The sequence below is a fragment of the Bacillus sp. NTK034 genome (assembly GCF_017303275.1).
Lineage (GTDB): Bacteria > Bacillota > Bacilli > Bacillales > Cytobacillaceae > Cytobacillus.
The window spans coordinates 224610-237655 of record NZ_JAFKOJ010000002.1 but is presented as its reverse complement, the minus strand read 5'-3'; the positions used below and the strand labels follow the sequence as shown (position 1 = coordinate 237655).

Here is a 13046-nt window from a genome sequence, read left to right as displayed (position 1 = left end):
CCAAGGACTACAAAAAATAGGGTCAATGAAAAAAGATTGACTTTTGGAGGTTAAAATCCATGAAAAAGAATTTTTTGGCAGGAAAGGTTCTACTCATAATCTCCCTTTGTGTTCTGGGAATTCCATTGAGCGGGAATATGGACAAAGCTAATGCCTTTTCGAACCAGGTTATCCAGCACGGAGCTGTTGGAGATGATGTAATCGAGCTTCAGTCCCGCCTGCAGTATTTAGGATTCTACAATGGGAAAATCGATGGAGTTTTTGGGTGGGGAACTTATTGGGCACTTAGGAATTTTCAATATGAATTCGGCCTTCCGATAGACGGGCTTGCTGGTCAGGAAACAAAAAACAAGCTCGTAAAGGCATCCAAGTATAATGAACAGTATGTGAAAGAACAAATTAATAAGGGCAATAAATTTACCCACTACGGCGGGGTGGACACTGAGAAGCAGACTCAGCCTCAGCAAGGGGGATCTTCCGGGGGAACGGCACAGCAGCAGGAAGCTCCTAAACAGCCGACCGCTGCAAATGTGCCTAACGGATTCTCAGAAAATGATATCCAGCTGATGGCCAATGCGGTTTATGGAGAATCTAGAGGGGAGCCATATACAGGCCAGGTGGCAGTTGCCGCAGTAATTTTAAACCGTGTAGAAAGTGCTTCATTTCCAAACACTGTTTCTGGTGTTATATTTGAGCCTCGTGCTTTTACTGCCGTTGCCGATGGACAGATATGGCTAACGCCGAATGAAACAGCAAAAAAAGCTGTCCTTGATGCCATCAATGGATGGGATCCAACAGGCGAGGCACTGTATTACTTTAATCCGGATACAGCTACAAGCGGATGGATTTGGACACGGCCGCAAATCAAGCAAATTGGAAAACATATATTCTGTAAATAGAGGGGTGAATGATCATGCTTAGAGGAATTCTAATAGGCGTACTTGCACTGGGTGTTGCCGGTACAGCGTTCTGGGGTTATCAGGAGCACCGGGAGAAAAATGCAATCCTAATTAATGCCGAAAATAATTATCAAAGGGCATTTCATGATTTAACTTACCAAATTGACTTATTGCATGACAAAATTGGAACAACCTTAGCAATGAATTCTAGAGCTTCACTATCACCTGAATTGGCAGAAGTATGGAGATTGACTTCAGAAGCCCACTCAGATGTTGGCCAGCTGCCTCTCTCGCTTCTTCCTTTCAATAAAACAGAAGAGTTTCTATCCAATATTGGAGATTTCAGTTATCGGACAGCAGTAAGGGACTTGGAGAAGGAGCCTTTATCTGATAAAGAATATCAAGCGCTAAAGCAGCTTTATAAACAGTCGGCTGATGTTCAGCAGGATTTGCGCAAAGTTCAACATATGGTGCTTGAGAAGAACTTACGGTGGATGGATGTAGAAATGGCGCTTGCTTCAAATGAGGAAGCTGCAGATAATACAATCATAGATGGATTTAAGACAGTGGAAAAAACGGTTGAAGGCTATGGAGAGACAGACTTTGGACCTGCGTTTGTAAATATGCAGAGGAAAGATGAAAATTACAAATATCTTAAGGGTAAAGAAATAACAGAAGAAGAAGCTGCACGAATAGGCCGGCAATATGCAAACCTGGGAAATAATATTAATATCAGAGTGACGGAAAACGGTAAAGGATCTGATTACGGGTTCTTTAGTGTAAGTATTCAAAATAAGAAAACAAAAGAAGAAGCAAACATGGATATCACTAAAAAAGGCGGTTATCCAATCTGGTTTATACTGGATAGGGAAGTGGCGAAACAAAAAGTAAGCCTTAATGAAGCAAGCAATAATGCGGTTAAATTTCTGAAAGACAATGGTTTTAAGGACCTTGATTTATTCGAGAGTGCTCAGTATGACAATTTAGGGGTATTTACCTTTGTATCCAATCAGGATGGTGTAAGAATTTATCCGGACTCCATTCGTGTGAAAGTTGCGCTTGACAATGGCAAAATGGCAGCCTTTTCTGCTGAGGATTATTTAAAGGCTCATCACCAGAGAGAAATTCCTGAGCCTGCAATCACTGCAGAAGAGGCGAGAGCCAAGGTAAATCCACAGCTGAAAGTCATGGAAGACAGACGGGCAATAATCATTAATGATTTGAATCAGGAAGTTTCCTGTTATGAATTTCTTGGCACTTTGGGTGAAGATACCTACAGAATCTATATAAACGCAGAAACAGGACAGGAAGAAAAAGTAGAAAAGCTTAAAAATGCTGAACCAGTATTTGAAGATGTATTGTAGAGAAAGCCAGATAGGCTTTCTTTTTTTGTTTTAAATAGCATATGGGTCTTTTTGCCTAATTTTTTCAAAGATTCTATTGCAGGATTCTTTTATACCGGTCATAATTAAATGACAAGATTATCCTTTTGCTAAGGGGAAGTGTGTCAGTGTGATAAATATTGGAGAAACATTGCTGCTGGAATTAACCTACTCGGAAAAATCCGAGAAATATAAATGCAAGCTTGCTGAAAGAGAAGGAAATAATCTATATATTGATTATCCGATAAATCAAGAAACGAATAAAGCTGCTTTCCTGCTCGATGGGACTCAGCTGAAGGCAACTTTTTTAGCTGAAGATGGGACTGTATATCTTTTCGAAAGCGAGGTTATGGGAAGAGTTAAGCTGAAGATTCCGATGATGGTTTTATCATATCCAGGGGACGAACATTTGGTAAAAATTCAGCGGCGCCAGTTTGTCCGGGTTGAAACACCTGTTGATGTTGCTATCCACCCGGAAAGTAATGAGTTTATTCCTTTTGTATCCGTTACGGATGATATTAGTGCGGGCGGGGCTGCAATCATCGCACAAAGCAGAAGTTCTTTAAAAGCGAATATGCAAATACATACTTATTTCGTATTAGCAATGCAAAACGGCGACAATTATTATTTGCGGCTTAAAAGTAAAGTTATCAGAGTTTCTGAACCTAAAAATGGAAAATCGCTTATTTCTGTTCAGTTTATGGACGTAAGCCCCCAGGATAGGCAATTGCTTTTGCGATTTTGTTTCGATAGGCAATTGGCTATGAAGAAAAAAGGCCTGGAAATATAAATAAAGGAATATTTTTTATATTCATCTCTCATAATAGATGGTGAAGTCTATTGGCTTATTCTTATATTTACAGTTGGAGAGATGGCAATGATGAAAACGGTAGAGAGGATTATTCTAAAGTTAATTATTGTGCAATTTGTTTTCTTGCTGTTCACTCAATTTTTCTTTCATCATATGGATGCTTTACCGGAATTAAAGCAGCTGACACAGTATGAGGGTGTAACAGATCAGAATTTCACTGAGCTGCTTGAAACGTTCAGGGAAAATTATTAGCAGGCGGGCGCCTGCTTATTTTTGTGCTGGCGGTCGTGTGAAAACGATAAATTATAAGTCTTTTAGGGGCTTTTTTTAAAAAATTGCAAGACTTAAAAAACAGCTTAATTATGCACTGATGCAGACTTATTATGTTAAAATAAAGCTGAATGAACCTGGGGAAGAAGCGGCCAGGGGTACAGGAGGAACTATGAGCAAACGTATATCAATTGCAATTGACGGCCCAGCTGCTGCAGGGAAAAGTACAGTAGCAAAGATTGTGGCAGAAAAATTATCTTACATATATATTGATACTGGTGCCATGTATCGTGCCTTGACTTATAAAGCGATTCAGAAGAATGCAAGTCTTGAAGATGAAGCTTCTCTTATGGAGATTCTAAACAATACAGGTATTGAACTGCAGCCTGGCGAAAAAGGGCAATTAATTTATCTGGACGGCCAGGATGTGACAAATGAAATCAGGACTTCTGAAGTGACAAATTCTGTTTCTATAGTTTCCATGCATAAGCTGGTTAGAGAAGAAATGGTACTGCGCCAGCAAAGCTTTGCCTTAAATGGAGGAGTGGTAATGGATGGCCGGGATATCGGAACCCATGTCCTGCCCCATGCAGAAGTAAAGATTTTCCTTTTAGCCTCTGTCGATGAAAGAGCTGTAAGGCGACATAATGAAAATATCCAGAAGGGATATCCATCTGATCTTGAAAAGCTTAAGGAAGAAATTTCCTTAAGGGACAAACTGGACTCTGAGCGTGAAGTAGCTCCCTTAAAGAAAGCAGAGGATGCAAAAGAGATTGATACAACTTCTTTGTCAATTGGACAGGTAGTCAATAAGATAATGGATCTGGCTATTGAAAGGATTGGTACAAAGTGAATCTCTATTCTTTTGCCAAAGCAGCAGTCTATGGAGTTCTAAAACCCATATACAGATTTGAAGTAATTGGTAAGGAGAACTTTCCTGCTGAAGGGGGCGTCCTTTTATGCTCCAATCATATAGATAATCTTGATCCTCCGGTGGTCGGCATTAATGCCCCAAGGCCAGTTTATTTTATGGCTAAAGAAGAGCTATTTAATGTCCCGGTTCTGGGGAAAATTCTTCCCGATCTAAACGCATTTCCTGTCAAGAGAGGAATGAGTGACAGGGAGGCATTAAGAAAAGGGCTTGGAATCTTAAAAGAAGGAAATGTTTTAGGGCTGTTTCCAGAGGGTACTAGAAGTAAAACGGGGCAGCTGGGGAAAGGACTGGCAGGTGCAGGTTTTTTTGCTCTCAGGTCAGAAGCGCATGTCGTTCCCTGCGCCATTATTGGACCCTATAAGGCTTTTTCAAAATTAAAAGTTGTTTACGGTAAACCAATTGATATGAAAGAGCTAAGGGAAAGAAAGGCTTCGGCGGAGGAAACCACCGAATTGATTATGTCAGAAATAGGTAAATTAATTGAAGATTATTCATAAACCTTCTTGCTTGACAAAAATCTTCTTTTGTAAGAAGTTAGTAAAAAGGCATTTTTTAAAAAGGCGAAAATATTCGAAAAATTAGGCTGTCCTTTACTTTGAACTTCTAGGAATGTCTATCTCATCGCCTACCCCCTCGAGGTCACAAGCTTGTCTTGTTTCGGCACCTAGGGACTCGGGGTCATAAGCCGTTTCCTTTCAGAAGGAAAAACGCCTTCTTACAGGAACCGTCTTATGCCTGTCGTCCCTGGGCAGTCGCCTCCACATTTCGGTCAATCCGCCCAAAAAGGCAAAGGACGCCTTTCTGTGAGGCCCGTCTTGTGCTTGTCGGGGGTGGGCAAGGCGCTTGCGCTTTTCTTATGAGGGCAGAAAGAGACATTCAACAGCAGTTGAAAAATAGCCTGCAAAATAAATAGCCATTCGAGTATTTCTGCTGCTGACACAGGGTTCTTGCCTGGATGGCAGGCAGTTGAATACAGATTAAAAATTTGAAAGCAGCCATTGGATTAAGGAGGAATACATATGTCAGAGGAAATGAATCAAGTAGAAGTTAAAAATTTTGAGGTGGGTGACAAGGTAAAAGGCCAAGTTACCAAAGTGGAAGAAAAGCAAGTCATTGTTGACCTTGCTGACAGTAAATTGGATGGGATTATCCCAATCAGCGAACTTTCAAGCCTTCATATTGAAAAAGCAGGCGATGCGGTTTCAGAAGGAGATGAGCTAGAGCTTGAAGTTTTAAAAGTGGAGGAAGATGCCCTTATTCTTTCTAAAAGAAAAGTTGATGCCGGTAAATCATGGGAAACTCTCGAAAAGAAATTTAATGAGGGTGAAGTTTTTGAAGCAGAAATAAAAGATGTTGTAAAAGGCGGCTTAGTAGTAGACTTGGGTGTGCGCGGATTTGTTCCTGCTTCCCTGGTTGAAGCTCACTTTGTTGAGGACTTTACTGATTATAAAGGCAAAACGATGACATTTAAAATTGTAGAGCTTGATAAAGATAAAAATCGCCTCATTCTTTCTCACCGTGCTGTAATAGAGGAAGAAAAAGGAAAACAAAAACACCAGGTGCTTGAATCCCTTCAGGCAGGTCAGGTTTTGGATGGAACAGTTCAAAGAATTACTGACTTTGGAGCATTTGTTGATATCGGCGGGATTGATGGTCTTGTCCATATTTCCCAGCTTTCTTATGAGCATGTAGAGAAGCCTTCAGATGTTGTGGAAGAAGGCCAAAAAGTGAAAGTGAAAGTATTAAGTGTAGACCGGGACAATGAACGCATCTCACTTTCCATTAAGGAGACATTGCCAGGGCCTTGGGATAATATCAGTGAAAAGGCTCCTAAAGGAAGCACTCTCAATGGAACAGTAAAAAGACTTGTTTCTTATGGAGCATTTGTGGAAGTTTTCCCAGGTGTAGAAGGACTTGTCCATATTTCTCAAATTGCGCATAAGCATATTGGGACTCCTCATGAAGTATTGAGCGAAGGACAGGAAGTAAAAGTAAAGGTTCTTGATGTGAACGAACAGGACCAGCGCCTGTCATTGAGCATCAAAGATCTTCTTGAAAAGGAACAGGAAGAAGTGACTGACTATGAACTTCCTGAAGAAAATAAAGGCTTCTCACTTGGTGATATGATTGGCGACCAGCTAAAGAATTTAAAAAAGTAATGGTGATAAATTTTGTCTAGATCAAAACGTAAATGGGATCATATCCAGCATGCTTTGGCAACGGGCCAAAACAGCAATACCGGATTAGAGGATATTGCATTTATTCATCAAAGTCTTCCTGATGCGTTTCTTGATCAGGCTGATTTAGGCACTTCAATTGGCGGACTTACATTAAGTTCGCCAATTTTTATAAATGCCATGACAGGGGGCGGAGGAGAAAGAACGGTTCAAATTAACCGGGATCTCGCCCTGGCTGCCAGATCAACAGGTCTTGCTATGGCAGTTGGATCTCAAATGTCTGCCCTGAAGGATCCAAGTGAAGCAGAATCCTACAGGGTTGTCAGGAGAGAAAACCTCAGTGGAATTATCTTCGGCAATTTAGGCAGCGAAGCTACAATCGATCAGGCAAAAGCAGCGGTTGATATGATTGAAGCAGATGCATTGCAAATTCATTTAAATGTAGTCCAGGAATTGACCATGCCTGAAGGTGACCGTGATTTTCGGGGTGCCTTAAAAAGAATTGAAAATATCGTTTCTCATTCTGAAGTTCCAGTAGTTGTAAAAGAAGTGGGATTTGGCATAAATAAAGAAACAGTTTCAATGCTTGCATCAACCGGTGTTACAGCAATTGATATTGGCGGATTTGGCGGAACGAATTTCTCCCGCATAGAAAATGCCAGAAGAGAGAGACTGTTGTCGTTTTTTAATGAGTGGGGAATCCCGACAGCTGTCTCCATTGCAGAAGCTGCATCTTTGGAAAATAATATTGAAGTCATAGCTTCCGGGGGCATCCGAACAAGTCATGAAATAGCTAAGGCAATTGCTCTTGGGGCAGGAGCTGCAGGGATGGCGGGATACTTTTTAAAGGTTCTGATGAAAGAAGGACTTGAAGCACTCATTGAAGAGATTAACAATATGCATACTGAATTAAAAGTGATCATGACTGCCCTTGGTGCAGCAAACATCACCCAGCTTCAGCAGGCTCCAATTATAATAACCGAAAAAACCCATCATTGGCTGAATGAACGTGGCATTGATACAAAAGCCTATTCTCAGCGAATAATCCAAAAATAAAGCTCCCGTCAATTGACGGGAGCTTTATTTTTGGATATTAACCTTTAACTGTATTTTGAATCATTCAAAGATCTGGCTTCTTCGGGGCTCTGCATCTTGGCAGCTCCAGGATAATGAAGTGCCTGGTCGCGATCGGATTCCACTTTTCCGCTGTTCTTCAGCTTTTTTTCCTGTCTGTCTTTACCCATAATAAACACCTCCATGTTATTAAGATGAAGTGAGTGTAAAGGAATTATGCAAAAAGATAGCTGTGATTCAAAAGGAATAATCCTTTTGAACTTGCAGGGTTATTTTTAATACGAAAAAGCCATAATGGAAATGATAGGAGGTAGAGGATGGAAGGATTAATTTTCTATTGGATTTCCTGGATGGTTTGGATTATGGCAACTTTTTTTCTGGATCGAAATAATAAATACAGGTTTCTATTGTCTGCCTGGATTTTAATCTTCATTATGCTGTCACCCTGGACATTTAAAATCTTCAATGTTGAAACTGGTATTGGTGGCCTTTTTCTGATTGTATCTTTATATATTTTTGCCGGGAGATTAAAAAAACTGAGTAAACTTTATTTCTTTTTTTGCACTTTCATCCTGATGATGGCCTATGTCATATTTCATCTGTTTGAACTGTTTGATCCGGTTTGGGTAATGTTCTCCCGGAATTGGATGCTGTCAATCCTTCTCGTTTATATGGCTGTTCTCCTGCAAAAAAACAGAATGCTCAGACTGCCGCTAATATTGCTGGGTGGCATCCAGGGTGAAGTTCTATATGCGCTCATTCTTAAACAATTTTCCTTTCCTTACACTATTGGATCATTGGCCTTTCTGGATATCATGGCAATCTCTGTTTCCATATCGGCCGTATGGATTACAGTGCAATGGGCGGTTAAATTTATTGAAACCAACTTTAAACATTTCGAAAGGGAGAAACAAAAATTATCATGAGCGAATATACGTACCCGATACTTTTTGGTCTGGCAGCTGGAACTTTGACCCGTATTTATATGCTTCGGACCGACTACCGGCAATATCCTACATACTTACATGGAAAGATTATACACGTTGCATTGGGATTCATTGCTGCCGGCCTGGGAACGGTGGCCATTCCTTCAATAATGGAGGAAGAATTCACAGCTATTACGTTTCTGACCCTTGCTGCATCCCAGTTTAGGGAAGTCAGAAACATGGAAAGAAACACGCTTACTGAACTGGACAGCTACGAAATGGTTCCGAGAGGCAAAACGTATATAGAAGGTGTAGCGATCGCCTTCGAGAGCAGAAATTATCTTGTGATTTTCACATCTTTATTAAGCACGCTTGGCTATCTGGTATTTAATATATGGGGAGGGCTTGCGGCAGCCCTTCTGGCCGTACTTATTTCCAAAAAATTAATGTCAGGGGGAAGGCTGAAGGAAATTGTTGAAGTTGAGTTTGTGGAACCGCGTTTTGATGGAGCGGGCTTGTATGTGGATAATATTTATATCATGAATATAGGTTTGCCCGAAAGACAAGAGGAAGTGCTGCGATATGGGATGGGATTTATTTTAAAACCTAAAAATTTCAATGCCCGCTCCACCATAGCCAATCTTGGGCAGAGGCAGGCTATTTTGCATGATGTTTCTACTGCTTTGGGTGTTTACCGGGATTCTGGGACTCCTGCGCTTGTTCCGCTTGCGAAAAGGGACCTGGATGATGGGCGTGTAGGAGTTTTCGTATTGCCGCAGGAAAAGAATATTAATAAAGCGATAAAAGTCATCGAAGCGGTTCCGACACTCGAAAATGCGATTAGGATGCCTACTGAACGGCAAACGAATGGGAAAGGAAGTTAGCGTATGGTGCTTGAAAAATTCATACTGGCTGCAATTACAACAAATCCATCCAAGATACCATCAGGTACCGCCGTGTTTCATTGTGAAGATAAAAAAGAAATGGAAATCATCGCAGCCAATCTTGAAGCAATTCTTGATGGTATTGCCCATGCATTAACAGAAGAACTATATGTAATTGTTAAGCATTAATGTAGCTTCCAAGTTTTAATAAAACAGAAATTATATTTTTGAACTTCGATACCTGTCTAGCTCCAGGCGCCATCGGCTCGAGGTCATAAGCTTGTCTAGTTTCGGCTCCTAGGGACTCGAGGTCATAAGCCGTTCCCTTCCAGAAGGAAAAACCACCTTCTTACAGGGACCGTCTTATGCTTGTCGTCCCTGGGCAGTCGCCTCAACATTTCTTCCAATCCGTCCAAAAGGTTAAAGAACAACCTTTCAGCCGGCTCGTCTTATGCTTGAGGCCCACAGGATGTGGGTCATGCAGACGTTGCCACAGGACGTGGCGTTTTTAGTCTGCGTGCCTTCATTAAGCGGGCGCCTTCCGCTTTTCCTATTGCTAGGAAGGTTTCTCTTTGTTAAAATATCTAAGTTAGGCCCTTCTATCTTTGAGAAGGGTTTATTTTATAAATGTACAGCTGTTTGGATGGTTTTAACATCAATGTAGTGTTATTGTGGACAGCCATCTGTATGCTTACCAAGGTAAAGGCATTTCTGGAACATAAATGGGATGTTGAAACATTTTAGAATAAAGAATTGAAAGGGTGATGTTCATGTCAAAACCAGTGGTGGCTATTGTCGGGCGTCCTAACGTTGGAAAATCAACGATATTTAACAGAATTGTAGGAGAACGGATATCCATTGTCGAAGATATTCCGGGAGTGACAAGGGACAGGATTTATAGTTCGGCAGAATGGCTGACTCATGATTTCAATATTATTGACACAGGCGGAATTGATATTGGGGACGAGCCATTTTTAGAGCAAATTCGCCTTCAGGCAGAAATTGCGATAGATGAAGCAGATGTCATCATTTTTCTTGTAAACGGGCGAGAGGGTGTTACCTCTGCAGACGAGGAAGTTGCCAAAATTTTATATAAAGCCAAAAAACCTGTAGTTCTTGGTGTAAATAAAATCGATAACCCTGAGATGCGGGATCTAATTTATGATTTTTATGCACTTGGTTTTGGTGAACCATTTCCTATTTCAGGTTCTCATGGGCTTGGTCTTGGAGACTTGCTTGATGAAGCAGCCAAGCATTTCCCGAAACATGGCCAAACTGAATATGGAGAAGACGTCATCAAGTTTTCATTAATTGGGCGCCCGAATGTCGGGAAATCCTCTCTTGTAAATGCAATGCTTGGCGAAGAACGGGTCATTGTCAGCAATATAGCAGGCACCACGAGAGATGCTATCGACTCGAAGGTGAAGGTTGACGGTCAGGAATATGTCATCATCGATACTGCAGGAATGCGAAAAAAAGGGAAAGTCTATGAAACAACAGAAAAATACAGTGTACTGAGAGCTTTGCGGGCAATCGAACGTTCCGATGTTGTCTTAGTGGTCATCGATGGGGAAGAAGGAATCATTGAGCAGGACAAGCGTATTGCCGGTTATGCTCATGAAGCAGGCAGAGCCGTTGTTATTGTTGTCAATAAGTGGGATGCTGTTGAAAAAGATGAGAGAACAATGAAGGCTTTTGAACAAAATATTCGTGAGCATTTTCAATTCCTTGATTATGCACCAGTTGTTTTCCTTTCTGCTAAAACGAAAAAACGTATTCATACTCTCATCCCAATGATTAACACAGCAAGTGAAAATCATGCTCTGCGTGTTGAAACTAGCGTCCTCAATGATGTCGTCATGGATGCTGTCGCGATGAATCCTACACCTACAGATAAAGGAAGACGCCTAAGAATTTATTATACAACACAGGTTGCTGTGAAGCCGCCGACATTTGTTGTGTTTGTTAATGATCCTGAACTTCTTCATTTTTCATATGAACGTTTCCTGGAAAACAGAATTAGAGACGCTTTTGGCTTTGAAGGCACACCTATTAAGATATTTGCTAGGGAAAGAAAATAATTATGATGACGCCAGCCAGAAATCTTTATTGTTGTCTGGCAGGCAGAATCGTATGAATTTTTGATGCATCCAAATACGTTAAAAGGCAGTGATCAAATGGAGCGGAAAAAAGAAAGTGTAGCTGTAGCAGGTGCCGGCAGCTGGGGTACTGCCCTGGCGATGGTGCTTGCGGATAATGGGCATGATGTCAGACTGTGGGGCCATAATCCTGATCAAATAGAGGAAATCAATAAGCAGCATATGAATCAAAAATATTTATCAGGGATACATCTGCCTGAAGGAATAAGAGGATACACGTCGCTTGAAGAGGCTTTAACCGGAACAGACACTTTGATTTTGGCGGTCCCGACAAAGGCCATTCGTGAAGTAATAGGGAAGATCAAGGGAATTAGAAAAGAGCCTCTTACCATAGTGCATGTAAGTAAAGGCATTGAACCAGACTCACTTCTCCGGATCTCTGAAATGATTGAAGAAGAAATGCCCGGAAATCTTCTGGATAGTGTAGTGGTACTCTCTGGTCCAAGCCATGCAGAAGAAGTTAGTCTGCGGCATCCAACTACTGTTACGGTATCATCAAAAAATATGGACTCCGCCGAAAAAATTCAGGATTTGTTTATCAATAACAATTTCAGAGTATATACAAACCCGGATATCATTGGAGTGGAGATTGGAGGGGCTTTAAAAAATATCATTGCCCTTGCAGCTGGAATTACAGATGGCTTAGGTTATGGAGACAATGCCAAGGCAGCCCTGATAACCAGAGGTCTTGCTGAAATTGCCCGACTCGGAATGAAGATGGGAGCAAGCCCGCTTACTTTCTCCGGATTAGCGGGAATCGGTGATTTGATCGTTACATGCACGTCTGTCCATTCACGCAATTGGAGGGCAGGCAACCTTCTTGGAAAGGGACATAATCTCCAGGAGGTCCTTGACAATATGGGCATGGTCGTAGAAGGAGTCAGGACAACAAAGGCGGCACATCAGCTGGCTCAAAAATATAACGTAAAAATGCCAATTACCACTGTTCTGTATGATGTTCTGTTTAATAATGTCAATGCGAAGGATGCTGTTGATCTTCTGATGGCAAGGGGAAAAACACATGAGATGGAAGATCTTGCGAACGTTTTGGAAGATCAAAGCGGGAATAAAAAGAACTGAAATGTTTATTAATTGAAAAATATAGGCATTAGATGATGCGAGACAGCAGGTTCCTGCATACAATGCAACGAAGCAAACTAGTGTAATGAACAGGGTGCTGGGTTATTTAGTCAAATGGCTGAGGTAAAGAATTGCCCCTTCTTTGCCTCAGTTTTTTTGTGCTTAATTTTTTTCGCAATGAAAAGCTTTTAGATTTATTCATTTAATATGTTATAATACATCTCGGAAAAGGGAGTTGATTTGTATGTCGCCGGCTTTAATGAAAATGTGGATATCCCTAGCATCAATGGGATTTATGTTTTTATCAATAATATTAATATATCTTAGCCGCTACAAGCTGAAAGCTGGAGTTTTTAAGGTTATAACAGCCATTGTTGCCTACTTTTTAATGATAATAAGCGGGATTATTATAGTGATTGTCGTGTTCAGCGGTCCGACAAGCAGCTAGTA

The 13046-nt window shown here is 41.1% G+C and carries 15 protein-coding genes; 14 read left to right on the top strand and 1 reads right to left on the bottom strand.

The window, feature by feature from the left end; genetic code table 11:
- The first annotated feature begins 59 nt into the window (after positions 1-59).
- The 8 genes from sleB (at position 60) to fni (ending at position 7529) form a co-directional block, all read left to right on the top strand.
- Positions 60-899 (top strand): spore cortex-lytic enzyme, encoded by an 840-nt coding sequence (gene sleB / locus JI665_RS07320; protein WP_206838244.1) that lies wholly within the window; start codon positions 60-62, stop codon positions 897-899.
- Between the two features lie 14 nt (positions 900-913).
- Positions 914-2263, top strand: coding sequence for a germination protein YpeB (gene ypeB, locus JI665_RS07315; RefSeq protein WP_206838242.1), 1350 nt, complete (start codon positions 914-916; stop codon positions 2261-2263).
- 148 nt (positions 2264-2411) lie between these two features.
- Positions 2412-3071, top strand: coding sequence for a flagellar brake protein (locus tag JI665_RS07310; RefSeq protein WP_206838239.1), 660 nt, complete (start codon positions 2412-2414; stop codon positions 3069-3071).
- Positions 3072-3158: 87 nt separating this feature from the next.
- Entirely contained in the window at positions 3159-3344 is a 186-nt protein-coding gene (locus JI665_RS07305; protein ID WP_370224485.1) for a YpfB family protein, read from the top strand.
- A 190-nt stretch (positions 3345-3534) separates the two neighbouring features.
- Entirely contained in the window at positions 3535-4215 is a 681-nt protein-coding gene (gene cmk, locus JI665_RS07300; RefSeq protein ID WP_206838237.1) for a (d)CMP kinase, read from the top strand.
- A complete protein-coding gene (locus JI665_RS07295; RefSeq protein WP_206838235.1) occupies positions 4212-4793 on the top strand; it encodes a lysophospholipid acyltransferase family protein in 582 nt (193 codons plus the stop codon). The genes cmk and JI665_RS07295 overlap by 4 nt, the downstream gene beginning before the upstream one ends.
- Positions 4794-5315: 522 nt before the next feature.
- Complete coding sequence (gene rpsA, locus JI665_RS07290) at positions 5316-6455, top strand: 30S ribosomal protein S1 (protein WP_206838232.1); 1140 nt, start codon at positions 5316-5318, stop codon at positions 6453-6455.
- A gap of 12 nt (positions 6456-6467) precedes the next feature.
- A complete protein-coding gene (fni, locus tag JI665_RS07285; RefSeq protein ID WP_206838229.1) occupies positions 6468-7529 on the top strand; it encodes a type 2 isopentenyl-diphosphate Delta-isomerase in 1062 nt (353 codons plus the stop codon).
- 44 nt (positions 7530-7573) lie between these two features.
- On the opposite strand, the gene JI665_RS07280 is transcribed toward fni, so the two are convergent.
- On the bottom strand, positions 7574-7717 hold the full coding sequence (locus tag JI665_RS07280; RefSeq protein WP_113884518.1) for a YpzI family protein: 144 nt from the start codon (positions 7715-7717) through the stop codon (positions 7574-7576).
- Between the two features lie 147 nt (positions 7718-7864).
- Here JI665_RS07280 and JI665_RS07275 point away from each other — a divergent pair, with 147 nt between their 5' ends.
- The 6 genes from JI665_RS07275 (at position 7865) to JI665_RS07250 (ending at position 13044) form a co-directional block, all read left to right on the top strand.
- A complete protein-coding gene (locus JI665_RS07275) occupies positions 7865-8473 on the top strand; it encodes a YphA family membrane protein (RefSeq protein ID WP_206838227.1) in 609 nt (202 codons plus the stop codon).
- A complete protein-coding gene (locus JI665_RS07270) occupies positions 8470-9357 on the top strand; it encodes a YIEGIA family protein (protein WP_206838225.1) in 888 nt (295 codons plus the stop codon). The genes JI665_RS07275 and JI665_RS07270 overlap by 4 nt, the downstream gene beginning before the upstream one ends.
- A gap of 3 nt (positions 9358-9360) precedes the next feature.
- Entirely contained in the window at positions 9361-9546 is a 186-nt protein-coding gene (locus JI665_RS07265) for a capping complex subunit for YIEGIA (protein WP_113884521.1), read from the top strand.
- A 581-nt stretch (positions 9547-10127) separates the two neighbouring features.
- A complete protein-coding gene (gene der / locus JI665_RS07260; RefSeq protein ID WP_206838223.1) occupies positions 10128-11438 on the top strand; it encodes a ribosome biogenesis GTPase Der in 1311 nt (436 codons plus the stop codon).
- A 96-nt stretch (positions 11439-11534) separates the two neighbouring features.
- Entirely contained in the window at positions 11535-12596 is a 1062-nt protein-coding gene (locus JI665_RS07255) for an NAD(P)H-dependent glycerol-3-phosphate dehydrogenase (RefSeq protein ID WP_206838221.1), read from the top strand.
- 244 nt (positions 12597-12840) lie between these two features.
- Positions 12841-13044: a DUF2768 domain-containing protein gene (locus tag JI665_RS07250; RefSeq protein ID WP_035330135.1), complete on the top strand. Its 204-nt coding sequence runs from the start codon at positions 12841-12843 to the stop codon at positions 13042-13044.
- Positions 13045-13046: the final 2 nt, after the last annotated feature.

What these genes read in the sequence shown, in the direction of transcription:
- sleB (WP_206838244.1), top strand. Translation starts at nt 60, where the DNA reads ATGAAAAAGAATTTTTTGGCAGGAAAGGTTCTACTCATAATCTCCCTT.
- ypeB (WP_206838242.1), top strand. Translation starts at nt 914, where the DNA reads ATGCTTAGAGGAATTCTAATAGGCGTACTTGCACTGGGTGTTGCCGGT.
- JI665_RS07305 (WP_370224485.1), top strand. Translation starts at nt 3,159, where the DNA reads ATGATGAAAACGGTAGAGAGGATTATTCTAAAGTTAATTATTGTGCAA.
- cmk (WP_206838237.1), top strand. Translation starts at nt 3,535, where the DNA reads ATGAGCAAACGTATATCAATTGCAATTGACGGCCCAGCTGCTGCAGGG.
- rpsA (WP_206838232.1), top strand. Translation starts at nt 5,316, where the DNA reads ATGTCAGAGGAAATGAATCAAGTAGAAGTTAAAAATTTTGAGGTGGGT.
- JI665_RS07280 (WP_113884518.1), bottom strand. Translation starts at nt 7,717, where the DNA reads ATGGGTAAAGACAGACAGGAAAAAAAGCTGAAGAACAGCGGAAAAGTG.
- JI665_RS07275 (WP_206838227.1), top strand. Translation starts at nt 7,865, where the DNA reads ATGGAAGGATTAATTTTCTATTGGATTTCCTGGATGGTTTGGATTATG.
- JI665_RS07270 (WP_206838225.1), top strand. Translation starts at nt 8,470, where the DNA reads ATGAGCGAATATACGTACCCGATACTTTTTGGTCTGGCAGCTGGAACT.
- JI665_RS07265 (WP_113884521.1), top strand. Translation starts at nt 9,361, where the DNA reads ATGGTGCTTGAAAAATTCATACTGGCTGCAATTACAACAAATCCATCC.
- der (WP_206838223.1), top strand. Translation starts at nt 10,128, where the DNA reads ATGTCAAAACCAGTGGTGGCTATTGTCGGGCGTCCTAACGTTGGAAAA.
- JI665_RS07255 (WP_206838221.1), top strand. Translation starts at nt 11,535, where the DNA reads ATGGAGCGGAAAAAAGAAAGTGTAGCTGTAGCAGGTGCCGGCAGCTGG.
- JI665_RS07250 (WP_035330135.1), top strand. Translation starts at nt 12,841, where the DNA reads ATGTCGCCGGCTTTAATGAAAATGTGGATATCCCTAGCATCAATGGGA.